23 protein-coding genes and 3 pseudogenes are annotated in these 22,862 nt (G+C 71.4%); 11 read left to right on the forward strand and 15 right to left on the reverse strand.

From position 1 onward, the window contains the following. From GEV28_RS04990 to GEV28_RS05010, 5 genes and pseudogenes are all read right to left on the reverse strand, one after another. Positions 1-429, reverse strand: a pseudogene (locus tag GEV28_RS04990) (hypothetical protein); the annotation flags it as partial. Positions 430-559: 130 nt separating this feature from the next. Next, complete coding sequence (locus GEV28_RS04995; protein ID WP_291409051.1) at positions 560-1,498, reverse strand: Ppx/GppA phosphatase family protein; 939 nt, start codon at positions 1,496-1,498, stop codon at positions 560-562. Positions 1,499-1,542: 44 nt separating this feature from the next. Further along, the gene (locus tag GEV28_RS05000; protein ID WP_291409053.1) at positions 1,543-2,229 is read right to left on the reverse strand and encodes a response regulator transcription factor; all 687 of its coding nucleotides are present in this window, start codon (positions 2,227-2,229) and stop codon (positions 1,543-1,545) included. Then, complete coding sequence (locus GEV28_RS05005) at positions 2,226-3,392, reverse strand: ATP-binding protein (protein ID WP_291409055.1); 1,167 nt, start codon at positions 3,390-3,392, stop codon at positions 2,226-2,228. Before GEV28_RS05005 ends, GEV28_RS05000 begins: the two co-directional genes overlap by 4 nt. A 106-nt stretch (positions 3,393-3,498) precedes the next feature. Then, on the reverse strand, positions 3,499-4,404 hold the full coding sequence (locus GEV28_RS05010; RefSeq protein WP_291409056.1) for an oxidoreductase: 906 nt from the start codon (positions 4,402-4,404) through the stop codon (positions 3,499-3,501). 94 nt (positions 4,405-4,498) lie between these two features. Between GEV28_RS05010 and GEV28_RS05015 the strand changes: the two genes are divergently transcribed. Beyond that, on the forward strand, positions 4,499-5,152 hold the full coding sequence (locus GEV28_RS05015; protein WP_291409058.1) for a DNA-binding response regulator: 654 nt from the start codon (positions 4,499-4,501) through the stop codon (positions 5,150-5,152). Positions 5,153-5,320: 168 nt separating this feature from the next. On the opposite strand, the gene GEV28_RS05020 is transcribed toward GEV28_RS05015, so the two are convergent. From GEV28_RS05020 to GEV28_RS05040, 5 genes are all read right to left on the reverse strand, one after another. Then, on the reverse strand, positions 5,321-6,094 hold the full coding sequence (locus tag GEV28_RS05020) for a phosphoglyceromutase (RefSeq protein ID WP_291409060.1): 774 nt from the start codon (positions 6,092-6,094) through the stop codon (positions 5,321-5,323). Between the two features lie 394 nt (positions 6,095-6,488). Further along, positions 6,489-6,962, reverse strand: coding sequence for a YbjN domain-containing protein (locus GEV28_RS05025; RefSeq protein ID WP_291409180.1), 474 nt, complete (start codon positions 6,960-6,962; stop codon positions 6,489-6,491). Positions 6,963-7,311: 349 nt separating this feature from the next. Then, the gene (gene mshA, locus GEV28_RS05030; protein ID WP_291409062.1) at positions 7,312-8,634 is read right to left on the reverse strand and encodes a D-inositol-3-phosphate glycosyltransferase; all 1,323 of its coding nucleotides are present in this window, start codon (positions 8,632-8,634) and stop codon (positions 7,312-7,314) included. A 12-nt stretch (positions 8,635-8,646) separates the two neighbouring features. After that, positions 8,647-9,381: an alpha/beta hydrolase gene (locus GEV28_RS05035; RefSeq protein WP_291409183.1), complete on the reverse strand. Its 735-nt coding sequence runs from the start codon at positions 9,379-9,381 to the stop codon at positions 8,647-8,649. Between the two features lie 74 nt (positions 9,382-9,455). Further along, a complete protein-coding gene (locus GEV28_RS05040; RefSeq protein WP_291409064.1) occupies positions 9,456-10,625 on the reverse strand; it encodes an Ig-like domain-containing protein in 1,170 nt (389 codons plus the stop codon). 149 nt (positions 10,626-10,774) lie between these two features. On the opposite strand from GEV28_RS05040, the pseudogene GEV28_RS05045 reads away from it, so the two are divergent. Beyond that, positions 10,775-11,511: pseudogene (locus tag GEV28_RS05045) on the forward strand (SDR family oxidoreductase). Between the two features lie 160 nt (positions 11,512-11,671). Here GEV28_RS05045 and GEV28_RS05050 read toward each other — a convergent pair. Beyond that, complete coding sequence (locus tag GEV28_RS05050) at positions 11,672-12,772, reverse strand: UDP-N-acetylmuramate dehydrogenase (protein WP_291409066.1); 1,101 nt, start codon at positions 12,770-12,772, stop codon at positions 11,672-11,674. A 25-nt stretch (positions 12,773-12,797) separates the two neighbouring features. Here GEV28_RS05050 and GEV28_RS05055 point away from each other — a divergent pair, with 25 nt between their 5' ends. Both GEV28_RS05055 and GEV28_RS05060 read left to right on the forward strand, forming a co-directional pair. Continuing rightward, a complete protein-coding gene (locus GEV28_RS05055) occupies positions 12,798-13,298 on the forward strand; it encodes a DUF2505 domain-containing protein (RefSeq protein WP_291409068.1) in 501 nt (166 codons plus the stop codon). Then, positions 13,277-14,086, forward strand: coding sequence for a class I SAM-dependent methyltransferase (locus GEV28_RS05060; protein WP_291409070.1), 810 nt, complete (start codon positions 13,277-13,279; stop codon positions 14,084-14,086). Before GEV28_RS05055 ends, GEV28_RS05060 begins: the two co-directional genes overlap by 22 nt. Here the strand turns inward: GEV28_RS05060 and GEV28_RS05065 are convergent. Further along, positions 14,087-14,958, reverse strand: a pseudogene (locus GEV28_RS05065) (ADP-ribosylglycohydrolase family protein). A gap of 104 nt (positions 14,959-15,062) precedes the next feature. Here GEV28_RS05065 and GEV28_RS05070 point away from each other — a divergent pair. The 7 genes from GEV28_RS05070 (at position 15,063) to GEV28_RS05100 (ending at position 20,518) form a co-directional block, all read left to right on the forward strand. Further along, a complete protein-coding gene (locus GEV28_RS05070; protein WP_291409072.1) occupies positions 15,063-15,824 on the forward strand; it encodes a MerR family transcriptional regulator in 762 nt (253 codons plus the stop codon). A gap of 96 nt (positions 15,825-15,920) precedes the next feature. After that, positions 15,921-16,667, forward strand: a complete 747-nt coding sequence (locus GEV28_RS05075) for a maleylpyruvate isomerase N-terminal domain-containing protein (RefSeq protein ID WP_291409074.1) — start codon at positions 15,921-15,923, stop codon at positions 16,665-16,667. Next, positions 16,664-17,530, forward strand: coding sequence for a formyltetrahydrofolate deformylase (gene purU / locus GEV28_RS05080; protein ID WP_291409075.1), 867 nt, complete (start codon positions 16,664-16,666; stop codon positions 17,528-17,530). Before GEV28_RS05075 ends, purU begins: the two co-directional genes overlap by 4 nt. 163 nt (positions 17,531-17,693) lie before the next feature. After that, the gene (locus tag GEV28_RS05085) at positions 17,694-18,629 is read left to right on the forward strand and encodes a 2-oxoglutarate and iron-dependent oxygenase domain-containing protein (protein ID WP_291409077.1); all 936 of its coding nucleotides are present in this window, start codon (positions 17,694-17,696) and stop codon (positions 18,627-18,629) included. Positions 18,630-18,904: 275 nt separating this feature from the next. Next, entirely contained in the window at positions 18,905-19,054 is a 150-nt protein-coding gene (locus GEV28_RS05090; protein ID WP_291409079.1) for a hypothetical protein, read from the forward strand. A 181-nt stretch (positions 19,055-19,235) separates the two neighbouring features. Beyond that, the gene (locus GEV28_RS05095) at positions 19,236-19,994 is read left to right on the forward strand and encodes a NucA/NucB deoxyribonuclease domain-containing protein (RefSeq protein ID WP_291409081.1); all 759 of its coding nucleotides are present in this window, start codon (positions 19,236-19,238) and stop codon (positions 19,992-19,994) included. Next, entirely contained in the window at positions 19,991-20,518 is a 528-nt protein-coding gene (locus tag GEV28_RS05100) for a hypothetical protein (protein WP_291409083.1), read from the forward strand. Before GEV28_RS05095 ends, GEV28_RS05100 begins: the two co-directional genes overlap by 4 nt. Before the next feature lie 540 nt (positions 20,519-21,058). On the opposite strand, the gene GEV28_RS05105 is transcribed toward GEV28_RS05100, so the two are convergent. From GEV28_RS05105 to GEV28_RS05115, 3 genes are all read right to left on the reverse strand, one after another. After that, the gene (locus GEV28_RS05105; protein WP_291409085.1) at positions 21,059-21,613 is read right to left on the reverse strand and encodes a YbaK/EbsC family protein; all 555 of its coding nucleotides are present in this window, start codon (positions 21,611-21,613) and stop codon (positions 21,059-21,061) included. Positions 21,614-21,797: 184 nt separating this feature from the next. Then, the gene (locus GEV28_RS05110) at positions 21,798-22,091 is read right to left on the reverse strand and encodes a DUF2516 family protein (protein ID WP_291409087.1); all 294 of its coding nucleotides are present in this window, start codon (positions 22,089-22,091) and stop codon (positions 21,798-21,800) included. Positions 22,092-22,206: 115 nt separating this feature from the next. Beyond that, complete coding sequence (locus GEV28_RS05115; RefSeq protein ID WP_291409185.1) at positions 22,207-22,848, reverse strand: hypothetical protein; 642 nt, start codon at positions 22,846-22,848, stop codon at positions 22,207-22,209. Positions 22,849-22,862 lie beyond the last annotated feature (14 nt).

Below are 22,862 nucleotides of genomic sequence, written 5' to 3' on the forward strand. Positions count from 1 at the left end.
CATCGACGGCGGCCCCACCGGCGGCGGCCCGCCCTGCCCGCCCGGCGGCGGGCCTACCGGGAGCCCTGGCTGAGGGCCGGACTGGCCGGACCGCGGTCCTGGCGGGGGCATCGGCGGACGCTGCTGCGTCGGCTGCCGCGGCGGGGGCGGTGGCTGCCGGCGGCGCGGCGGCGGCTCGACCGGGCGGTTGAAGTCGGTGCCGCGGCGGTGCGAGGTGCGGGTGGGCGGCGGCATGTCGTCGCGGATGACCGGCAGCTCGCCGCTCTCCGCGTTGACCCTGTCGATGATGGCCTGAGCGCCGGTGTCCTCGACCTCGTCGGCACGTCGTCGGCGACGGCGCGGTGCACGCTCTCCCGTGTCCGCGCCGTACTTGGCGAGCAACTCAGCGACCGTGCGCTGAGTCGGCTCAGGTCCGCCTTCGTGACTCATTGACTCCACCGTGCCCGGCATTGGCCAAATCGTCCAGCGCCGGTGCGCTCCTCACGCGACCCGCGGGCACGGGCCACCGATCGAACAGCTGACATTATGGATGCTCCCCCGGCGCGGCCTTCGCCAAGCATCACGAATCCTCACCATTGGTCTGGTCCAACCGCCGCAGGATGACCCCTTCGCGCAGCGCCCAGGGGCAGATCTCCAGCTCCGGCAGGGCCAACGCGCGCATCGTGGCCTGCGCCACGAGAGCCCCCGCGACCAGCTGATGTGCCCGGTTCGCGCTGACTCCCTCCAGCTCGCCGAGGTCGGCCGCGGACATCCGCGAGATGAACGCGATGACCTGGCGCAGCCCCGGCTCGGTGAGCACCCGGCGTACCCGAGGACCGGCCGAGGAGGGTGCCGCGCCGGTCAGCCTGGCGAGCGAGCGGAACGTCTTCGAGGTGGCGACCACGCGGTCCGGCTCACCCTGCTTGGCGATCTTCTTCGCGACCGAGGACAGCTCGCCGGCGAGCCACTCCGCGATCTTGGCGACCTCCGCGCGGCTCGGCGGGTCGCTGGTGAACCGCTCGCGGGTGAGCCGGCCGGCGCCCAGCGGCACCGACTTCGCGTAGTCGGGTTCCTCGTCGACGCCCATCGCGATCTCGAGCGAGCCGCCGCCGATGTCGAGCACCAGGAGCTTGCCCACCGACCAGCCGTACCAGCGGCGGGCGGCGAGGAAGGTGAGCCGGGCCTCGTTGGCGCCGGTGAGCACCTGGAGCTGCACCCCGGTCTCCTCGGCGACGCGGTGCAGCACCCCGGCGGCGTTGCTCGCGTCGCGGACAGCCGAGGTGGCGAACGCCATCAGGTCCTCGCAGTCGAGCTTGTGCGCGGCCTTCCTGGCCTCCGCGACGGCGTGCACGAGGTCGTCTGCGCCCTCCTCGGAGAGCTCGCCGTCCGGGGTGATCCGCTCCGCGAGGCGCAGCAGGGTCTTCTCCGACCTGGCCGGCATCGGGTGCGCGCCACGATGCGCATCCACGACAAGCAGGTGGACGGTGTTGGAACCGACGTCTAACACCCCTAGGCGCACGGGGGGCTAGGTTACCGGTCGGTCGCGATTCGGGAAGGCTTTCCTCACGATTCGAACTTGTACCCCAGCCCACGCACGGTCACCAGGTGGCGGGGCGATGCCGGGTCCGGTTCGATCTTGGACCGCAGCCGCTTGACGTGCACGTCCAGGGTCTTGGTGTCGCCGACGTAGTCCGCGCCCCACACCCGGTCGATCAGCTGGCCGCGGGTGAGTACCCGGCCGACGTTGCGCAGGAGGTACTCGAGCAGGTCGAACTCCTTGAGCGGCAACGGGATCTCGCCGCCGTCGACGGTCACCACGTGCCGCTCGACGTCCATCCGCACCGGGCCCGCGGCCAGGACCTGCGGCAACAGCTCGCCGGCGCCGGCCTCGCCGCCGCGCCGCAGCACCGCGCGCACCCGGGCGATCAGCTCCCGCGCGGAGTACGGCTTCGTGACGTAGTCGTCGGCCCCGATCTCCAGGCCGACGACCTTGTCGATCTCGCTGTCCCTGGCCGTCACCATGATCACCGGGACGGTGGAGCGCTGGCGCAGCGCCTTGCACACGTCGGTGCCGCTCATCCCGGGCAGCATCAGGTCGAGCAGGACGATGTCGGCGCCGTTGCGGTCGAACTCCTCGAGCGCCTGCTGGCCGGTGCTCGCGACTGCGGCGGTGAACCCCTCCTTGCGCAGTAGGAACGCGAGCGGGTCGGCGAAGGACTCCTCGTCCTCGACGATCAGCACCCTGGTCACGGCAGTCCTCCGGTGGCGTCGACGTGGTTGGAGCCGTTGCTGGAACCGTGGTGTGCGGGGATGCGCAACGTGAACGTGGAGCCGGTGCCCGGCCGGCTCCAGAGCTTGACCTCGCCGCCGTGGTTGGCGGCGACGTGCTTGACGATCGCGAGGCCGAGCCCGGTGCCGCCGGTGGCCCGCGAGCGCGCCTTGTCCAGCCGGTAGAACCGCTCGAACACGCGCTGCTGCTCGTCGTCGGGGATGCCGATGCCGCGGTCGGTGACCGCGATCTCGACGTACCCGCCGACCTGGCGCCTGCTGATCGACACGGGACTGCCGGGCGGGGAGTAGGACACGGCGTTCTCCAGGAGGTTCGCGAGCGCGGTGACCAGCAAGGTCCGGTCGCCCTCGACGAGCAGGCAGCTGTCCGGGTCGGTGGCGATGCCGATGCCGGTGGACTCGCTCGCGAGCTGCGCGCGGCCGAGCGCGTCGCGCACGACGGCGTCGACCTCGACGGCGTTCAGCTCGGGCAGCCGCTCGGCGCCTTGCAGCCGGGACAGCGCGATCAGCTCGGTCACCAGCGTGCCCAGCCGGGTGGCCTCGCGGAGGATCTTCCCGGTGAACCGGCGGACCGCGGTGGGGTCGTCGGCGGCGTCCAGGACGGCCTCGGCGAGCAGGGCCATCGCGCCGACCGGGGTCTTGAGCTCGTGGCTGACGTTGGCCACGAAGTCGCGCCTGGTGGCCTCGAGGCGGACCGCCTCGGACTCGTCGGCCGCGTCGACCGCGAGGTAGCCGTCGCCGAGCGGCCGGATCTCGCCGCGCACGGCTTCCGGGCCGCGGCCGAACTGGATCCCCCGCTCCTCGGGGGTCAGCTCGATCTCGACCGGCTCGCCCGTCTCGAGGACCAGCTCCGCGGCCCTCTTGGTCCTGGCGTCCACCCGCCGGTTGCGCACCACGCCGAGCTCGACCGCGCGGGCGTTGTACTGCACGGTGTCGCCGAACTCGTTGAGGATCACGATCGCGTTGTGCGAGGACCGCACGAGCCGCTGGACGAGTACCGAGATGCTCGGGCCGGCCGGCGACTCGGTCGGCGGCCGGCTACGAGCCCTGGCGATCCCGAAGCCGGCCGCGAGGCCGACCAGCAGGGCACCGGCTGTCGGGAGGATCCAGACCAAGTCGGTCACGCGCGAATCGTAAGCAGGTCAGGCGTGGTACGGACCAGTCCGCGCCGCCCGGAGTGACGGTCGCGACATCACATGAGATGTTGTTCTTTCCGTCGTCAGCCCTTGTTCACCCGATCGTGTCCAACCGGGCCAGTTCATCGGCGGTGAGTCGCAACGAGCCCGCGGCGACGTTCTCCACCAGGTGATCCGGGTTGCCGGTGCCCGGGATCGCGAGCATGTTCGGGCCCTTGTGCAGCGTCCAGGCCAGCCGGATCTGCGCCGGAGTCACGTCGTGGGCCTTGGCGACCGCCTCGACGGCAGTGCCGACCGCGCTGTCCGCCGCGGTCGGCTCCGCGCCGCTCGCGATCGCGAAGAACGGCACGAACGCCACGCCGTGCTCGGCGCAGAGGGCGATGAGCGCGTCGTCCTCGCGGGCGGTGGTCAGCGAGTACTGGTTCTGCACGCTCACGACGGGTGCGATGGCCAGCGCCTCGGTGAGGTGCTCGGGGCCGACGTTGGAGATGCCGAGGTGGCGGATCAGGCCCGCCTCGCGCAGCTCGGCGAGCGCGCCGAACCGCTCGGCGATCGAGCCGGTGCCGCGGTCGAGCATCTCGCCGATCCGCAGGTTCACGACGTGTAGGTGGTCGCGGCCGAGCTGGCGCAGGTTCTCCTCGATCTGGCCACGCAGCTGGTCGGGCCGGGCCGGCGGCAGCCACTCCCCGGACGGGCCGCGACCGGGGCCGACCTTGGTGGTGATCACGAGGTCGTCCGGGTACGGCGCGAGCGCGGTGTTGATCAGCTCGTTGGCCGACCGGGTCGCGGAGAAGTAGAACGCGGCGGTGTCGATGTGGTTCACGCCGAGCTCGACGGCGCGGCGCAGCACGGTGATCGCGGTGTCCCGGTCGCCGGGCGAGCCGTCGGCCCTGGACAAGAGCCGCATGGCTCCGAAGCCGAGCCGGTTGACGGTGCGGTCGCCGAGCCGCCAGGTCCCCGAGGCGGCCGCCGTGATGTCCGTGCTGGTGTCTGTGGTCATGTCTCCAGCCTTGTGCCGCCGCGTTCCGGCCGCTCGCTTTGGCAACTTGTTGCCGATCCGGGCGGTGGGGTTGCGCCGGGGACAGACTTGAGGCATGGAAACCGGCCAGGTCGCGATCGTGCGCGGCGAAGAGGAGCTGTTCGAGCGGACCGCGCACCTGTTCGCGGCCGCCGGCGAGGTCGTGTGCGCGGCCAACGACCTGCACACCTGGGCCGCCACCCGGCCGAGACCCGAGATCGCCACGGGTGTCGCGGCACACCACCGGGCCGGCGTCCGGGTGCGCAAGCTGTACCGGCCGGGCGTGTTGCTCGACCCGTCGTCGGCGCAGCACCTGGCCGAGATCAAGCGGGCGGGCGCGGACATCCGGATCACCCCGGAGGACGTCAACGAGACGATCATCCTCGACCGCCGGGTCGCGATCCTCGCGGGCGACCTGGCGGACGGGCGGCGGTCCTACAGCGTGGTCAGCCAGCCCGAGGTGGTCCAGGGCGTCTCGTCGCTCTTCGAGGCCGCGTGGCGGAGCTCGGTCGAGCTGGCCGTCTACGACGCGCAGCTGGCCGAGCTGCGGTCGCTGGCGCCTCGGGTGCTGGAGCTCCTGGCGTCGGGCGGCAAGGACGAGACGGCCGCCAGGTCGTTGGGGCTCGGGGTGCGGACCTACCGGCGCCGGGTGGCCGAGCTGATGGCCGCGCTGGGCGCGGAGTCCCGGTTCCAGGCCGGCGTCCGCGCCCGAGAGCTGGGCCTGGTCTAGCCAGGGCCTGTCCTGTGGATCATCGGGCACGGCTTGACGTGGCTTGGCCCAAGCCTCGCGCCGACCAACGCAAGCTCAGGGGACCGTGACGGCACCCAACCACCAACCACCCGAGATCCGCACCGACCGCCGGCACGCAACCAACACTTTAAATTCCGGGGAGGCGGACTAGCGGCCCTGGTTGGCCACGGCGGCGGCGGCCTTCTCGGCGGCCTCCGGGTCGAGGTAGGTGCCGCCCGGGTCGAGCGGCTGCAGGTCCTCGGACAGGTCGTAGCGCAGCGGGATCCCGGTCGGGATGTTCAGGCCCGCGATGGCGTCGTCGGAGACGCGGTCGAGGTACTTCACCAACGCGCGCAGCGAGTTGCCGTGCGCGGCGACCAGCACGGTCCGGCCGGCGCGCAGGTCCAGCACGATCGACGCGTCCCAGTACGGCAGCATCCGGTCGACGACGTCCTTGAGGCACTCGGTCAGCACGTTCTGCGCGCCCACCGAGACGTAGCGAACATCACGGTCCTGGCTGAACTCGCTGCCCGGCTCGATCGGCGGCGGCGGGGTCGCGTACGACCGGCGCCAGGTCATGAACTGCTCCTCGCCGTACTCCGCCAGGGTCTGCTTCTTGTTCTTGCCCTGCAACGCACCGTAGTGGCGCTCGTTGAGCCGCCAGTCCCGGCGCACGTCGATCCAGTGCCGGTCGGCGACGTCGAGCGTGATGTTCGCCGTGGCGATCGCGCGGCGCAGCAGCGAGGTGTGCACGACGTCGGGGAGCAGGCCGTTGTCGACCAGCAGCTCGCCGCCGCGGCGGGCCTCGGCCTCGCCCTTCTCCGACAGGCCGACGTCGACCCAGCCGGTGAACAGGTTCTCCGCGTTCCACATGCTCTCGCCGTGGCGGAGCAGGATGAGGGTTCCGATCGCCGAGCCGTTCGGGTGCATCGATCCAGCCATGCCCCGAAGCGTGCCAGATCCCACCGGCCCTTGTCTCATCACCCGTTTGGGGGACAACAGAGGGTCCAAACCACGGTTAGTTGACTTTTCAGATTGCTTCGTGACCAAATAGTTACCTACGGAGGGTTATTATCCCCGCCAGTGGTAACCGGTGGCCTTGTGTAACCGCCCGACTTCTGACAGGTTGACACCGCCCTACCGGATCAGCTCCCACGCACTCCCTGATCCGAGAGGGCAGCAGTGCGGCTCGTCTCCCCTGCCGAGCCGCACCCCGCCCGGAAACCCAGGGTGCCCCCCGCCTAAGGGCTCCGACGCGGCGGGAACCCACGCGGGGCGGCTCGAGATCGCGACTCCCCCCTCGCTCGAGCCGCCCCGCGAGCCCCGCCTCATTCCGCTACTCGCGGGGGCTCGGCGTGAGCAGGTGCTCGAACGCCTTCAGGTTCGCGAGCGACTCGCCGCGCAACACCCGCCAGTGGTACTCGCGCCGGATCGAGGACGCGAAGCCGATCTCCAGCAACGTGTTGAAGTCGCCGTCCGCGGCCTCCACGACTTGCCCGAGGATCCGGTCCAGCTCGTCGGCGGTCACCGCGTCGAGACCCGCCCGGCCGACCAGGTAGATGTCGCCGACCTGGTCGATCGTGTAGTGCACCCCGTACAGCTTCGCGTTGCGCCGCAACAGGAAGCGGTAGACCGCTTCGTGTGCTTCGTCCGGTCTGCGGCAGACGAACGCCTCCACCACCAGCGCGTGCCGGCCGACCTGCAGCCAGCAGTTGGTCTGCAGCTTCTTGGTGCCCGGCAGCGTGACGAAGAACCGCCCGGCCGACGGGTGGTCGTAGGTCAGCTCGCGCTCGTCGAGGGCGTCGGTGATGACCTTGTCGATCGCGCTGTCGGAGTCGCTCACACCGTGACACCTGCCTCGCTCCGCTCGGCGTGGACGGCATTCGCACGAAGCAAAGTGGTCGGGTTGGTCAATCTGCTCATGCCGTGACACCTGCCTCGCTCCGCTCGGCGTGGACGGCATTCGCACGAAGCAAAGTGGTCGGGTTGGTCAGTCTGCTCATGCCGTGACACCTGCCTCGCTCCGCTCGGCGTGGACGGCATTCGCACGAAGCAAGGTGGTCGGGTTGGTCAGTCTGCTCATGCCGTGACACCTGCCTCGCTCCGCTCGGCGTGGACGGCATTCGCACGAAGCAACGTGGTTGCGCTGGTCGGTCGGCTCATACCGCCACCCCGGTCTCGAACACGGCCCGGCGGAACGCGGCCCCGGCCGCGACGTACCCGGCCACCAGCGCGTCCGTGGTGCGGTCCCAGGAGAACTCGTTGGCGTGCGCCACCGCGCCGGTCGCGAGCCGCTCGCGCACCTCGGGGTACAGCGCGACCCGGCACAGCGCCTCGGCCCAGGTGCCCGGGTCGTGGCCGCGCACGAGAAAACCGGACGACCGGTCGGCTACTGCCACCGGCAGCCCGCCGACCGCGGCCGCGACCACCGGCGTGCCGCACGCCTGGGCCTCCAACGCGACCAGGCCGAATGACTCGTTGTGACTGGGCACCGCGACGACGTCGGCCGCGCGGTACACGTCGACCAGCGCGGCACCCCGGCGCGGCGGCAGGAACCGCACCACGTCCGCGATGCCGAGGGAGGCGGCCAGCTCGTGCAGCGAGGTCGGCGCGTCCAGCCCGGTGCCGGACGGGCCGCCTGCCACCACGACGGTGAGCCGCTCGCGCGGCACGGCGCCGCGGGCCAGCAGCTCCGCGGCCGCGCGGAGCAACACGTCCGGTGCCTTGAGCGGCTGGATCCGGCCGACGAACGCCAGCACGACGGCGTCCGGGCGGATGCCGAGCGCGGCGCGGGCCGCGGCCCGGTCGCCGGGGCGGAAGAGGTCGAGGTCGACACCCGGCGCGACGGTGTTGACCTTGTCCGGCGCGGCGTCGTAGAGGTCGCCGAGCTGGCCGGCCTCGACCGCGGTGTTGGCGATCAGCTGGTCGGCCTGGTCGACGACCTGCTGCTCGCCGATCTCCCGGGTACGCGGCTCCGGGGTGTCCCCGTCCGCGAGCGCGGCGTTCTTGACCTTGGCCAGCGTGTGCGCGGAGTGCACGAGCGGCACGCCCCAGCGGTCCCTGGCGAGCCAGCCGACCTGGCCGGACAGCCAGTAGTGCGAGTGCACGAGGTCGTAGTGGCCCGGCTCGTGGCGCGCCTCGGCCCGCAGCACGCCCGCGGTGAACGCGCACAGCTGCGCGGGCAGCTCGTCCTTGCCGAGGCCCTCGAACGGGCCCGCGTGCACGTGCCGGACGAGCACGCCCGGGGCGAGCTCGGCCACCGGCGGCAGGTCGGAGGACGTGGCTCTGGTGAACACCTCGACGGCGATGCCGCGGCGGGCCATCCGGGTGGCGGTCTGGGTGATGTAGACGTTCATGCCGCCCGCGTCGCCGGTGCCCGGCTGCTCGAGCGGCGAGGTGTGCACGGAGAGCACGGCGACCCGCTTCGGCGGCCGGTGCAGCTGAATGACGGCGCCCTCGTTGGCGCTGGTAGCTACCCGCACATCCACTCCCGACTAGTGGCTGGTGGTCGACCCCGCGAACGCACGCAGGATCGCGTTGAACTCCTCGACCTCTTCCGCGAACGGCATGTGCCCCACATCTGGTAGCCAACGCAGGGACGCACCGGGAATCTTCCCCGCCGCGTACTCGGCGACCCGCGGGCTGATCACCAGGTCCCGCTCGCCGTGCACGACCAGTGCCGGCACGGACACCGCGGCCAGCACCTCCGCGCTGCCGATACTTCGCCGGAACAGCGCCCTACGCACGGCGGGCGGTACCCGCAGCATGTCGGCGAGCCGTCGCTGGACCTCCGGACCGGACGCGGGCGCCACGGTCATCCGTGTGACCAAGGTCACGAGCGCGGGGACCGCGACCGCCGGATCCTCGGACAGCGCGGGCCGCATGATGCCGTCCCAGGCCGGGCCGACCTCGCCGCCGGGGTGGTCGCCGATCTCGGTGAGCGCCCCGACGAGCACGAGCCCCGTGACGTTCTTCGGCCCACGTTCTCGCAGGTAGTCGGTGATGACCAGGCCGCCGTAGGACCAGCCGACGAGTACCGCGGGCCCGGTGTGCTCGAGCACCGCGGCGATGTCGCCCGCCCAGGTCGCGGGCTCGTCGTAGCCGGCCGCCGGGGTGTCGGACTCGCCGTGCCCGCGCAGGTCGAGCGCCACGAGCCGGTGGTGGGCGGCGAGCTCGAGCTGGTTCGCCCAGGCGGCACTGCTCGCGGCCCAACCGTGGACCAGCACCATGGGCGGCCCGCTCCCCACCTCGCGGACGGCCAGCCGCGTGCCGCCGGCACCGGTCAGGTACCGCAGCGCTGGGGTCACAACGCGGACATCGTCTGCCACTGGCCCCACGGGATCAGCCAGTCGTACACGTCCGACGTGGTCGGGAACTTGGCCTTCGAGCCGGTGATCTCGACCGGGTCGCCGACCAGCGCGCTGTCGAAGTACTTCTTGGCGTCCGACTCGTACAGGTTCACGCAGCCGTGCGAGCTGTTGGTGTTGCCGATGTTGGCGTGGTTCTCCTCGTTCTCGTGGATGAACTCGCCGTGGTTGGAGATGCGAACGGCCCACTTCTTCTTGACGTTGGTGTAGCCGTAGCGCGGGTTGGAGAAGTCGCCGACCGGCTCCTTCGACATCACGATCACGGTGCCGTTGGGAGTGTTCAGGTTGGGGTCGGCGTCCCTGCCGTTGCTGGACGGGAAGCTCGCGTAGAGCGCGCCGTCGCGGTAGACGTTCATCTTGTGGTCCGGCGTGTTGATCTTGACGACCTGGTTGCGGCCCACGGTGAACTCGGTGCTCAGGTCGGACTTGCCGTACGCGCCGTCGCCGTAGCCGAGGCCGTAGAGCTTCGCGGTGACCTTGACCTGGACGTTGGCCGGCCAGTACTCCTTGGGCCGCCAGTCGACCTGGCCGTCGTTGAGCCAGCCCCAGGCGCCTTCGACGGGCTGGGAGGTCTCGACCTTGAGCGCCTTCTCGACCGCCGCGCGGTCGGTGGGGCCGCCCTCGGGGAACTTGATGCTGATCGGCATCGCGACGCCGACCGTGGCGCTGTCGCCGGGGTTGACCGTGGCGCGCGGGGTCGAGGCGGGGGCGAGCGTGGTGAAGCTGCCCTCGTGCGTGGACTCCTCGCCGTCCTCGTTCTTGGCGGTGGCCGAGTACTTGTAGGTCTTGCCGTAGCCGAGAACCTCGGCGCTGCTCCAGCTGAGCTTGTCGGCGGCGACCTTGCCGGTGACCGGTTTGCCCTCGGAGTTGGTCACGGTGGCGGCGGTGAGCTCGCCACCGGCCACGGTGATCTTGACCGGGTCGAGGACGGAGACGTCCTTGGCGCCGTCGGCGGGCGCGAAGGTGATCTTCGCGGCCAGGGACTCCTGCGCCTTCGGCCCCTTGCCGAAGGAACCACCGCCGTCGCCGGAGTCGGAGCACGCCGCGAGGAGCACGAGGCTCGCGAGCAGGGCGACGACCGAGCCGAACAACCGCTGTGATCTCACCGATCTCACCGTGACTAACCTCCGCCTGAGTCTGGCCCTCGTGATGTGAGGACGCCCGGGAGCGGGACGAGGTGCGCGTAGAAGAGTGTGACAGTCGTCATACTCGCCATCGCACGCGGCCGGATACCCCCGGGGGAAGGATCTTTAACCTGAACAACCGCGGTACGGCGACCATTACCGGAGCGAGCTCGGGAATCGGCGCGGCCACCGCGCGTCAACTGGCCGCCGAGGGCTTCGAGGTCGTGCTGGGTGCACGCCGGACGGACCGCCTTTCCGCTCTCGCCGAGGAGATCGGCGGCGTTGCCCTTCCACTGGATGTGACATCCCCCTCGTCGGTGGACTCCTTCGTCGCCTCGGTCCCGACCTGCCGGGTGCTGGTCAACAGCGCGGGCGGCGCGCGCGGGCTCGACCCGATCGCCACCGCGGACGAGGACCACTGGCGCTGGATGTGGGAGACGAACGTCCTCGGCACCCTACGCGTGACGAAGGCCCTGCTGCCCCGGCTGGTCGCGTCCGGCGACGGCCACGTGGTGACCGTCACGTCGATCGCGGGGTGGAGGTCTACGACGGCGGCGGCGGGTACGCGAGCGCGAAACACGCCCAATCCGCCCTGCACAGGACATTGCGGGGCGAACACCTCGGCCGGCCCATCCGGTTCACGGAGATCCTTCCGGGCATGGTGGACACGGAGCTCTCGCTGGCCCGCTTCGACGGCGACGCCTCGCGGGCCGGCGGCGTGTACACGGGCCTGACCCCGCTCACCGCGGACGACGTCGCCGAGACGATCACCTTCGCGGTGACCCGGCCGGCCAACGTCAACATCGACCAGATCGTGCTCAAGCCCCGCGCCCAGGCCTCCGCGACCCGCGCCCACCGGGAGAGCTAATGTCCCGCGCCGGGAGTCTGTTGCGTGAGTCGGCGAGTCCAGGTTTCTGCTGGCAAGGCGCCGGTTCGTCCTCGTACCGGGTTGTACTCGGGCGGACCGGCAACGCCGCCAGCAGGAAGCTGGGCCGGCGAATCACGTGACGAACTCCCGGCGGGGGACACTAGAGCTCGCAGCCCACCAGCACCGGCTCCGGGTGCAGGTCCACGCCGAACGCCGCTCGGACGCCGTCGCGGACCTCGCGGGCCAGCGAGACCAGGTCGTCGGTCGTGGCCTCGCCGCGGTTGGTCAGCGCGAGGGTGTGCTTGCCCGACAGCATGACCCGACCGCCGGGGCCGGCGTAGCCCTTCGCGAAGCCGGCGCGCTCGATGAGCCACGCGGCCGACAGCTTGGACGCGCCGACGCCCGCCGGGTACTGCGGCACGGGCACGTCCGCGCCCAGGCGCGCCGCGATCCGGGACAGCACCCCGCAGAGATCACGCTTGAGCACGATCGGGTTCGTGAAGAACGAGCCGACGCTCCACGTGTCGTGGTCGGCCTCGTCGAGCACCATCCCCTTGCCGCGCCGCAGCTCCAGCACCGCCTGCCGGGCGGCCTCCACCGGGACCTGGCGGCCCTGGCGGACACCCAGGACGCGGGCCAGCTCGGTGTAGCGGACCGGCGCGGACTCGCCGCCGTCGGCGAGCTCGAAGCGGACCCGCAGCACCACCGCCCGCTCGGTGCCCTTCAGCACGCTCGTGCGGTAGCCGAGGCCCAGCTCGTCGGCGCCGAGGGTGCGCACCTCGCCCGCGGCGCGGTCCAGCAGGTCGACCGAGATCAGCAGCTGGGCGACCTCGACGCCGTACGCGCCGACGTTCTGCACCGGCGTCGCGCCCACCGAGCCCGGGATGCCCGACAGGCACTCGAGCCCGCCGAGGCCGGCCTCGACGGTCCGGCAGACGACGGCGTCCCAGTCCTCGCCGGCCTCGACGGTCAGCGCGACCCGGCCGTCGCCGAGGGAGTCGATCTTGCTGCCGTGGTTGGCGACCCGCACGACCGTGCCGTCGAAGCCCTCGTCGGCGATCACCAGGTTGGACCCGCCGCCGAGCACCAGCACCGGCTCACCTCTGCAGTCCGCCGCTCTCACCGCGGCGGCCACGTCCTCGGCGGTTCGGGCGGCCACGAACCGGGCGGCGGGGCCGCCGAGCCGCAGCGTGGTGTACCCGGACAGGGGGACCGCGGAACGGGCCACGACCCCGTCCGCACCGAGGGGGAGGCTGGTCATGGGCTCCAACGGTAACCTCCGTCGCATGGCAAGCAGCCTGGAGCACCGGTCCACCTACCCCGCACCGGCCACAGTGGTCTACTCGACCCTGGTTGACGAGGCGTTCCTCACCGAACGCCTCCGGGCCGTCGGCGGCAAGGGCGCGTCGCTGCTCGATCACTCGCTCGACGGCTCCCGGGCCACGTTCCGCATGCGGCAGGGCGTCGACGCCTCCCGGCTGCCCGGCGCCGTGCGGTCGATCCTGAACGGCGATCTCGTGGTCGAGCGGCACGAGCGCTGGGAGTCCGCGGGCGAGTCCTACGCGGGGACCAGCCGGGTGACGATCTCGGGCGTGCCGGGCGAGATCCACGGCCGGTCACGCATCGCCGCGACCGGGACCGGCTCGGCGCTGGTGGTCACCGCGCAGGTGGCGGTGAACATCCCGCTGATCGGCGGCAAGCTGGAGAAGGTCGTCGCCGAGCAGGTCGGCAAGCTGCTGGCCACCGAGGCCGAGTTCGCCGAGAAGTGGCTGGCCGAGCACGCCTGACCGGTGGCCCGCTGGGGTCGCCGACGAGAGGCACGACGAACCCGAACCGGCTGCGCCGGGTGGACCGGTGGACGGTCGGCTCGCGCCTGGTCCGCACCGCCTTGCGGGACGCGACCGACCCGCTCGTCGCCGACCTCGGGTACGGCGCGTCGCCGGTGACCGCGGTCGAGCTGGCTTCCCGGCTCGCGTCGGTCCGGCCGGACGTCCGGGTGCTGGGCCTGGAGCTGGATCCGGAGCGCGTCTCGGCCGCCTCGCCCGCCGCCGATCCGCCGCGGTTGGACTTCCGCCGCGGCGGGTTCGAGCTGGCCGGCACCCGGCCGGTGCTGGTGCGGGCGTTCAACGTGCTGCGCCAGTACACCGAGGCCGAGGTCGCCGCGGCCTGGCGGACCATGCTCGACCGGCTCGCGCCGCGCGGGCTGCTGGTCGAGGGCACGTGCGACGAGCTGGGCCGGCGGTGCTGCTGGGTGACCCTGTCGGCGACCGGGCCGCTGCTGTTCACCCTGGCCTGCCGCCCGGCGGACCTGGACCGGCCGTCCGACCTGGCGGAGCGGCTGCCGAAGTCGCTGATCCACCGCAACGTGCCCGGCGAGCCGGTGCACGCGCTGTTCGAGGCGCTGGACCGCTGCTGGGCGACGGCCGCCCCGTTCACGACGTTCGGCCCGAGGGCGCGCTGGGTGGAGGCGGCGCGCCTGCTGGCCGCCGACGGCTGGCCGGTGCGCGACGACCGCAAGCGCTGGCGCCTCGGCGAGCTGACCATGGACTGGACCGCCGTCACCCCCGCCGGCTGATCAGCGGGGCGGGAGCACCCAGGACGGGAGCGGCTCGCACGCCTCGCGCCATTCCTTCGGGATTCCCGCCGAACCGACCCGGCCGGCCACGATCCCGCCGACGATCGCGCACACCGTGTCCACGTCCTCGGCCACCGGCGCGGCCGTCCACACCGCCTCGGGATAGTCGTCCAGGTGGCGGACCACGAGCCACAGCGCCAGCGGCACCGTGTCCGGGGCGCTGACCTCCCGGCCGTTGCCGAGCGCCGCCGCGGCGTCCGCCGGGTCGGCGTCCGGGATCGTCGTCGCGAGGCAGATGCCGTCGTGGACCTTGCCGGGCGGGGTGTGCGCCAGGACGGCGTCGAACAGCTCGCCCGCCGGTGCGCCGCTCGCCGCGAGCGCCGCCGCGGCCGCCGTGGCGATCGCGCCGGCCACGCCTTCCGGGTGGGTGTGCGTCACCCGCGCGGCCACGGCCGCCTCGCGGGCCGCCGTCGCCGGGTCGCCGGCGAACCAGGCACCGAGCGGCGCGATCCGCATTGCACCGCCGTTGCCCCAGGAGCCCGCGCCGCCGAAGGTCTCCGTCGCGAGCACCCGCAGCGACACGCCGCGGCGGCCGGTCTCGCGCATCATCGCGTCGACGCCCGGGCCGTAGCCCCGGCCACGTCGTAGTGGGCGACGAAGCTCGCGGCGAGCGCGTCGGCGTCGATGCGGCCGCGGCCGGCGAGGACGTGCAGCACCGAGCAGGCCATCTCGGTGTCGTCGGTCCACCGCCACGGCGCCGCGGGCAGCCTGCGCCCTGTCGCGCGCGCCGGCAGCGCGAGCTGGTCGCCGAGTGCGTCACCGACCGCGGTGCCCAGGAGGCTCGCCCGCGCCCGGCGGAGTCTGTCGCTCATGGTCGTGGTTGTTACCACATTCGGTTTGACCTTGACGTTACGTCAACTTCTATCGTGGGGGTTCTCCGGCCGGAAGGACCGGCCAGGAACACGGGAGAACGGTCATGGCGTGGTCGATCGCGCAGGTCGCGCGGATGTCCAAGGTGACGTCCCGGACGCTGCGGCACTACGACGAGATCGGCCTGCTGCCGCCGGCGCGGGTCGGCGCGAACGGGTACCGCTACTACGAGCAGGAGCAGCTGCTGCGGCTCCAGCAGATCCTCGTCATGCGTGAGCTGGGGGTCGGTCTGGACGCGATCCGCGAGATCGTGCACCAGGGCCGGGACCGCATCGAGGTGCTGAGGCTGCACCGGAAGTGGCTGCTCGCCGAGCGCGACCGGTTCGGGCGGCTGGCCGACACCGTGTCCCGGACGATCGAGGAGCTGAAAGGAGGTGACAACGTGAATGCCAAGTCGATGGACCACTGGTTCGAAGGCTTCGACCAGGCCAAGCAGGGCGAGCTCCAGCAGGAGGCCCGGGAGCGCTGGGGTGCCGAGCACGTGGACGCCGCCAACGCGAAGGTCGGGGGCGACTCGCGGCAGTGGCGCCAGGAGCAGGCCGCGCGGTGGAAGGCCCAGCTCGGCGCGCTGGTCGAGCTGATCGACGCGGGCACCGACCCGACCGACGCGCCGGTGCAGGACGTGATCGCCGGCCACTACCGGTGGATCAGCGGGATGTGGACGCCGAACCGCGAGTCCTACTCGGGTCTGGGCGACCTGTACGCCGACGACCCGAGGTTCCGGGCGAACTTCGACAGGACGGACCCCCGGCTGGCGGAGTTCCTGCGCGCGGCCATGGCCGAGTACGCGCGGACCCGGCTCGACTAGCCGCCCGGTCGGGAGAGCCGCGGATCTCCCGGCCGGCGGCGGCGGTTCCCCGTCGATGGGGCTGGGGATGGCCGCGGGCGCACTATCCTTGCTCGCGTGGACTTCGCGAGCTATCTCCGGCAGGTGGAGCGCCAGGCGGGCGCGCTGCGGGCGGCGGTGGTCGCCGCGGGGCCCGACGCGACCGTGCCGACGTGTCCCGAGTGGACTGTTCGGGCCCTCGTCCGGCACATCGCGAGGGTGCACGACTGGGCCCTCCAGGCCCTGCGCGCCGACCCGGCCGGCGAACGTCCGGAGCGGGCGCGGCCGCCGGAGGACTGGGCGGACCTGCTCGCCTGGTGGGACCACCGGGTCGCCACTCTGCTCGACACGCTCAAGTCCGGCGGTCCCGATGCCCCTGCCTGGGTGTTCCACTCCGGCACCGCTTCCACGGCCGCCTTCTGGGCCCGCCGGCAGGCGCACGAGACCGCCATCCACCGCCTCGACGCCGAACACGCCCGCGCCGGCTCGGACGGCGCGGCCGCGGTTCCGTCGCTGGTCTTCGAGCCCGAGCTCGCCGCCGACGGGATCGACGAGCTGCTCGTCCTGATGATCCCCCGCAAGCTCGCGCGCGAGCGGCCGGACGTCGAGGGCACCGTCCTCTTCCACGCCGCCGACGCGGGCCGCGCCTGGACCGTTCGGCTCGAACCAGGCCGGGTTCCCCAGGTCACCGCGTCGGCGGAGGTCGAGTCGGACGCCTCCGTGGTCGGCACCGCGGACGCGGTCTACCGCGCCGCCTGGCGCCGGCCCAGCACCGCCGTCACCACCGGCGACCGGACCCTCGTCGACGCCCTCCGCACGCCATGAGCCGCCGCTACGTGATCACCTTCGGGTGCCCGGACCGCATCGGCATCGTCGCCAGGATCGCGACGTTCCTGGCCGACCTCGGCGGCCTGATCGTCGAGGCCGCATACCACACCGACCAGGACACGGGCTGGTTCTTCACCCGCCAGGAGATCAGCGCCGACACCGTGCCGGTCGACATCGACGAGCTGCGCCGACGGTTCGGCGCGGTGGCCGGCCAGCTCGCCGAACGCAGCGACTGGCACATCATGGACACCGCCGAGCGCCGCCGCGTCGTGATCCTGGTGTCGAAGGAAGGCCACTGCCTCTACGACATCCTCGGCCGCGTCGCGTCCGGCGAGCTGGACATCGACGTGCCCGCGGTGATCGGCAACCACCCGGACCTCGCGTCGATCACCGAGGCGCACGGCATCCCGTTCCACCACGTGCCGTTCCCCGCGGGCGACCCGGACGGCAAGTCGGCGGCGTTCGCGCGGCTGATCGGGCTGGTCGAGGAGAGCGACCCGCACGCGATCGTGCTGGCCCGGTTCATGCAGATCGTGCCGGCGGAGGTGTGCGCCGCGTGGGCCGGTCGCGCGATCAACATCCACCACAGCTTCCTGCCGTCGTTCGTCGGCGCGAAGCCCTACCACCAGGCGCACCGCCGGGGCGTGAAGCTGATCGGCGCGACCTGCCACTACGTCACCGCCGAGCTCGACGCGGGCCCGATCATCGACCAGGACGTGATCCGGGTGGGGCACGCCGACTCGATCACCGACATGGTCCGCCGCGGCCGCGACATCGAGAAGGTCGTCCTCGCACGGAGCCTGCGCTGGCACCTGGAGAACCGGGTTCTCGTGCGCGGCAACAAGACCGTGGTCTTCTAGTGTCCCGCGCCGGAAGTTCATCACTTGTCTCGCCGGCCCAGCTTCCCGCTGGCGGCGTTGCCGGTCCGCCCGAGTACAACCCGGTACGAGGACGAACCGGCGCCTTGCCAGCAGAAACCTGGATCCGCCGAGATAAGCAACAGACTTCCGGCGCGGGACACTAGTGCTGCCGGTCATCGACGTCTCCGACCCGACCGCCGCGGCCGGCGAGATCGAGCGGGCCTGCCGGGACACCGGGTTCTTCTATGTCACCGGCCACGGCGTGCCCGCGTCGCTGCGCAGCCGGCTCGACGCGGAGAGCCGGGCGTTCTTCGCGCTGCCGGAGCAGGAGAAGCTCGAGATCGAGATGTCCCGGGGCGGCCGCGCGTGGCGCGGGTACTTCCCGGTGGGCGCCGAGCTGACCTCCGGCGAGCCGGACCTCAAGGAGGGCCTGTACTTCGGCACCGAGCTGCCGCCGTCGCCACTGCCGCTGCACGGACCGAACCTGTTCCCCAGCCAGGTTCCCGGGCTACGGGAGACCGTCCTGTCCTATGTGGAGGCATTGACCGCGGTGGGACAGCGGGTGCTGTGCGGCATCGCGGTGAGCCTCGGCCTGGCGCGGGACTACTTCGCGGCCGGCTACACCGCGACGCCGACGGTGCTGTTCCGGATCTTCCACTACCCGCCCGCGCCGTCGGGAGACCCGGGCTGGGGCGTCGGCGAGCACACCGACTACGGCCTGCTCACCCTGCTGGCCCAGGACGACAACGGCGGGCTGCAGGTGCACACGCCCGGCGGGTGGGTCGACGCGCCGCCGCTGCCGGACACCTTCGTCTGCAACATCGGCGACATGCTGGAACGGCTGACCGGCGGCTGGTATCGCTCGACGCCGCACCGGGTGCGGAACACCAGTGGCCGCAACAGGTTGTCGTTCCCGTTCTTCCTCGACCCCGACTTCGCCGCGGAGGTGCCGCCACTGCCGGACCGCGCGGCGACCGGTGCCGGCGGCCGGCGACGCTGGGACGGGGCGAGCCCGCTGGCGTTCACCGGGACCTACGGCGACTACCTCACCGCGAAGGTGGCGAAGGTTTTCCCCCAGCTGCGCGACGAGGTGGGGTAGGGGCTGTTTCCGGCTTGGGCTGTGGTCCGGGCTTGGGCTGCGGCCCCCGGGCACGACCTCCGGTGTGAACGCTACCGGCCGCAGCCTCGCGACGGCCACCGAGCGGTTCACCGCCGACCAACGGGCGCTCGACGCTGCCCGCTCCGCGTTCGGCCGAGCCCTGTCTACCCGGGTCTACTGGCAGCACCTCGAGGCGGGCACCGACCCCGGTGACTACGGCCCCGGCGAGTTGATCCCTCCCCGGTCCAGCGAGGACACCCTCACCGGCCCCGGCCGTGGCCGTGGCCGACCACGACGGCCACGCCACGCGTGCGGTCGCCGGAGTCGAGCACGCATTCCGCACGCGGTTCGGCGCCGACCCCTACACCGAGCAACCCGAACTGCAGGAGGAGCAGGAGCAAGCTGCCGAGCAGCGCCAGACCTAATCCTGGGACCGGCCATAGTCCCGATGTGATCCAATGAACCCGATCACGGCATCAGACCATTGTGGACACCATTTCTGTCCACAATGGTCTGATCACGAATCAGAGTAGTTTGCCAGAAACGCGAAATCGTCCACCTACCCCCCAAAGCCGGAGCCCGGTGCCCCGTCACACCGGTGGGTAGGTGCTGCGGCTGTCGCCGGCTCCAGGTCTGGGCGGCTCCGACCTGCACCAATACCGGCATCCGTGTTCGGCGGTGGCGCTCACCCTGTTGGCGGTAGTCACAGTGCGTGATAGACCGCAAGATCGGCTGGTGGCAACGAAAACCAAGAGTGGCGGTCTGCTGCTTGTCGCGGTGGCTGTCGTCGCCTTCGTCGCGATCCCGGAACTACGGGCCAAGATCACCAATCTGTTCAGCAGCGTGACCGGCGGAACCGAACTGGTGGGTGAAGGTGCGACACAGTTCATGGTCGCCGCCTCCGCTGCGTCGGAGGTGCACAAGTGCACCCCGCCGAAGGGTCTGGCCGACCAGGAATGCGACGACCTCAAGTTCGTGATCATCGACGCGGCGAAGATGCCGTTCATCGCGCGGAACATCTCAACGGCGTGGGGATCGGGCAAGCCCGGTGTGCTGACCAAGGACTCGACGAGGACGGCCGCTAACCGGAAGGTGGTGTGCCTGCCCAACTTCCCCAAGCCGCATGGCGGGCAGTGCGATGAGTTCCCGTTCGCCTCTACCCGGCAGGGTGGGAGCGGCGCTCAGGAACACGAGGTCCCGCCACGGGAAAACCAGTGTCAGGGTGGCACCTTGGAGCGCCGGTACACTCTGGGCGGGATCAAGGACGGTGACGACTACCTGGTCGTCATCACACATCCCAGCAAGATCGCGCAAGGCCCGTATCAGGGCGTTGACATAGCGGTGGATCAGGGTTGGTGCGGATGATGGGCGAGCCGAGTCTCACCGTGGCCATGGAAGTGGAGATCGATCATGGCCAGGTGTACATCTACTCGGAGTCACCCTACGAAAAGGATCCTGAGAGTGACGCGGTGCTGCGTGCGTTGGACGATGCCTGGAAATCCCGACGGTTCGTCGGTGTCGCGGACGGTCTGATCGATCTCGTGACCCCGGTTCAGTGGAATTTCCACGCGCCCATGAGGATCGAGGTCTGGTCGGCACAGCCACCGTCCGATGAGGACAACTGGGATCACGTGGTCGATGTCGACTTCGACGTCAGCAACAATCAAGTGATCTTCCAAGGCTCCGGCGGACTGATGCCCGTCCGGTGTGGCGAGCCGGTGCCGTCCGGGGCCTACCGCGCCAGGGTAGCCGGTCGTGGATATACGGAGGTATCCAGCGGCGCTGAGGGCCTGGACTCCTACCGGCTGCAGCTGTGGCCCCGGGAGGCTCGCTCCGCGCCCGCACTGCGCAGAGCGTGGCCCGGGTTCCAGGCCAAGGCATGGACTTAGCCGACCGGCCCTGACCGGGCAACGGCATCACAGGGGGCCGCCGGCCCGGTACACACCCGTAGCTCCCGACCAACAGCCCACGGCCTGCTCACCCTGCTGGCCAAGGACGACAACGGCGGTTTCGGGCGTGTTGGCCTACATGCCCACCTGCGTCCCTGCGCGTCGTTCGTGCAGGTAATCGGGGGGAAGGGCAGGGAGCACCAGGGAGAACTCCCCGGCATCGCTGCCGCCTCCCCATCTGGCTCCCCGTGCCGAACGGATGGAAACGCTGGGTACATCAGTCCTCCATCTCTCCCACAGCACCGCACCCAGAAGCAGCTACATCAATGCCTCCTTCAGCGTTCATGGCACGCGACGGCACCACACGACAGTGGTGTTGGCAAGTAAGACCTTGCCTACCGGCGGGCACCGACAGTCCCGGTCCCCGCCGGAACCGCCTGTGGACAACTCGGGACTCGCGGGGGCCCCCCGCTTTCCAGCGTATTCGGGGGTACCGACGGTTTCGGGTGCGCGGGCGCGCGGTGTGGACAACTCGGGCGGTCAGCGACCCAGGCCGGCCAGCACCTCGGCGCCGGGCAGTGCCGCGAGGGTGGGGCCGGGGATGAGGATCTTGCTGCCCCGGACGCCGCTGCCGATCACCAGCTCAGGTGCGGCGGCCACGGCCGGGTCGAGCAGCAGCGGCCACTGCGCCGGCAGCCCGACGGGGGTGATGCCGCCGTAGGCCATCCCGGTGAGCTCGACCGCCGTGTCCATCGCCGCGAAGGACGCCTTCCGCACGTCGAGCCGCTTGCGCACGACGTTGTTGACGTCCGCGCGGGTGGTGGCGAGCACGAGGCAGGCGGCGAACCGCTCCTCGCCCGCGCGCTTGCCGGCGACGACCACGCAGTTGGCGGACGCGTCCAGCGGCGAACCGTAGGCCGCGCAGAAGGCGGCGGTGTCTGCGAGGTCCGGGTCGATGGCGGCGACGCCGAGCCGTTCGGCATGCTCGGCCGGCAACGCGGCGAGCGCCTTGGCCACCGGGTCGGCGAGCAGGTCGGGTCGGTCGAGTGCGCGCTCGACCCGCAGCGTTCCGGCGATGGTCCAGCTGGTGGTCACGCGACCAACCTAGTGCCCGGATCATCGCGTACGAGTTGACCTGGCTTGGCACAAACCTCCCACCGACCAAACGCAACCTCAGGGGACCGTGACGCCACCCAACCACCAACCACCAACGATCCGCACCATCCCCCGGAACGCAACCAACACTTTTAAGTCCGGGGAGGCGGGCTGGGCGGACTAGTCACCAGCGCTGGCCGCGCTGCACCTCGATGAGCCTGGGCCGGATGTCCACGATGTAGACCAGCGCGGCGACGAGGCCGGCGATCCAGAAGATCCAGCCGATGCCGGCGAAGCTGAAGAGCAGCAGCGCCGCGGTGGCGCCTCCGGTGATGCCGACCCAGGCCGGCTTGGTGAATCGGTCGATGGCCGCGTAAGCGTCGGGGCGCTGCATCAAGGCGTGGATGAATGCGAAGACACCGACCGGGACGGCGGCCCAGTCGATGACCCGCAGGATCAGCAGCGCTTCGTACGGCACCTCACCAGACTACGTGCGGACCGGCGGCGGTGACCAGCGGACCGGTGCCACGTCACCGAACACCCATGCGAAAGGCCCCGGCACGCTGGGTGCCGGGGCCTTTGTCGACGGTGCCCTACTTCTTGGTGGCGCCGTTGGTCTTGCGCGTGGTCGTGCTGGTCCGCGGGGTCGCTGCCTTGCGCGGCGCGGTCCGGTTGGCGACCTTGCGGGAGGTGCTGCGCACCTCGTGCGCGACGTCCTCGCCGAGCTCCTCGGCGGTCGCCGCGGCCTCGGTACCCAGCTTCTCCGCGGTACGCGCGGTCTTCTCGCCGACCGAGCGGGTCCGGCGGGTGACCTTGGTCAGCACCTCGTCGGCCAGCTCGCGAGCGTCACCCGCGACGTCGCCGACCCGCTCCTGCAGGGTGGCGATGGCCTCCTCGACCTGGTCGAGGGCCTTGCGGACCTGGGGCTGGGTGCGCAGCTTGGTCAGCGCCTCCTCGCCCTGGTCGGCCAGCTTCTGGTAGAGCTTCTGCGCGGCGTCGGTGTACTCGTCGACGAGCTTGCGCAGCTCCGCCGGGTCGAGCTTCTCGCGCAGGCCGGCCAGGTCGGCCGGCAGCTCGTCCACCGCGCCCTTGGCGGCGTCGGCGCCCTCGTTGACCCGGGTACGGGTCTTGTTGACGGCGTCGCGCACGGCCTGGGTGGCCAGGTCGCCCGCGCCGAGCGCGGCCAGCAGCGGCGTGCGGAGCACCTCGACGGCGTGCTCGCCGGCCTTGCGCATGTTGTCGGTCTTCG

Source organism: Actinophytocola sp. (assembly GCF_009379765.1).
Taxonomy (GTDB): domain Bacteria; phylum Actinomycetota; class Actinomycetes; order Mycobacteriales; family Pseudonocardiaceae; genus Actinophytocola.

Coding starts and splice junctions, on each gene's coding strand:
- GEV28_RS05115 (WP_291409185.1), bottom strand. CDS start 22,848: ATGCGCAAGGCCGGCGAGCACGCCGTCGAGGTGCTCCGCACGCCGCTG.
- GEV28_RS05070 (WP_291409072.1), top strand. CDS start 15,063: ATGGCGTGGTCGATCGCGCAGGTCGCGCGGATGTCCAAGGTGACGTCC.
- GEV28_RS05100 (WP_291409083.1), top strand. CDS start 19,991: ATGATGGGCGAGCCGAGTCTCACCGTGGCCATGGAAGTGGAGATCGAT.
- GEV28_RS05055 (WP_291409068.1), top strand. CDS start 12,798: ATGGCAAGCAGCCTGGAGCACCGGTCCACCTACCCCGCACCGGCCACA.
- GEV28_RS05010 (WP_291409056.1), bottom strand. CDS start 4,404: ATGACCACAGACACCAGCACGGACATCACGGCGGCCGCCTCGGGGACC.
- purU (WP_291409075.1), top strand. CDS start 16,664: ATGAGCCGCCGCTACGTGATCACCTTCGGGTGCCCGGACCGCATCGGC.
- GEV28_RS05035 (WP_291409183.1), bottom strand. CDS start 9,381: ATGGTGCTGGTCCACGGTTGGGCCGCGAGCAGTGCCGCCTGGGCGAAC.
- GEV28_RS05020 (WP_291409060.1), bottom strand. CDS start 6,094: ATGGCTGGATCGATGCACCCGAACGGCTCGGCGATCGGAACCCTCATC.
- GEV28_RS05050 (WP_291409066.1), bottom strand. CDS start 12,772: ATGACCAGCCTCCCCCTCGGTGCGGACGGGGTCGTGGCCCGTTCCGCG.
- GEV28_RS05015 (WP_291409058.1), top strand. CDS start 4,499: ATGGAAACCGGCCAGGTCGCGATCGTGCGCGGCGAAGAGGAGCTGTTC.